Annotated in this window: 1 protein-coding gene; it reads left to right on the top strand. The window is 36.1% G+C overall.

All coding sequences use genetic code 11. The annotated features are described in order from the left end of the window. Window positions 1-991: RNA polymerase-binding protein DksA (locus tag BKH40_RS08850; protein ID WP_180675179.1), on the top strand; the 991-nt coding region annotated here is incomplete at both ends.

Raw genomic sequence — 991 nt, 5'->3', positions numbered from 1 at the left:
AGTGGAAAGAGATAACACAAAGCGAGGCTTATAAGGCTAACTTTATAAGAAGCTTTTTTGCTAATAAAAAAGAGGCTGTAAAAAACACTCAAAAAGAGGCTTCAAAAGACTTAGCACAAAGTAATGATGTCTCTAAAGATACTACAGACTTAAATACATCTAAAAAAGCAAGCAAGCTAAATGATGAAGCATTAAACACTAAAGAAGTAGATGCTAACACAAACATCTCTAAAGATACCACAGACTTAAATACCCCAAAAGATGCAACTAAGATAGACACTAGTGAAGAAGCCTTCCTTCCACCTTTAAAAGAATTAGGAGTTAACTACCCTAATCTTAAAGGCAACCCAACAGCAGCTTTTTATAAGTTAAGACAAAATCCAAGCATAAAAGCACAAGTTAAAGGGGCATGGCATAGAGATGATATAGGGGATATAGATATGATTAATGGTGAAGTTATAGATGCCCAAAAACATACTGGCTATGGACTAGCCCATATTATCGATAAGCATGGAAAAGAGTTTGCAAGGTTTGGAGAAGGAGAAGATGGAGTAATAGAAGGCTTAAATAAGATCATAAACGAAGGCAAGCCTGTTGATGTTGATATAAATAGAGGACTAAAAGACATATGGTTAAAAGATGGAGATGACTACTTTAGAGTAAGGCTTAGAAAAAGCTTTGATGACAAAGAGACCAATCACTGGGTAGCAACTGCTTTTAAAAGGGAAAGAGGGGATATACCTAAAGAGGTGAGTGGTGAAGGACATAGTTTTCAGGCTGATGTCCAAGCTTACAAGGCTACAGATCCTAGCCCAACCACTCCTAGTAATGCTACCCTAGAAACAACAAAAAATCAAGATAAAGCCCTTAAAGACTTAAACACCACGAAAGTTGCAAGTAAGCTAAAAGAGGATGAAGCTTTAAGTCCTAAAGAAGTAGATGCTAATACAAATATCTCTAAAGATACCACAGACTTAAATACCCCTAAAGA

This window comes from Helicobacter sp. 11S02629-2 (assembly GCF_002272875.1).
Classification (GTDB): Bacteria; Campylobacterota; Campylobacteria; order Campylobacterales; family Helicobacteraceae; genus Helicobacter_I.
The sequence above is the reverse complement of the archived record's forward strand: the minus strand, read 5'-3'. Positions and strand labels throughout refer to the sequence as shown.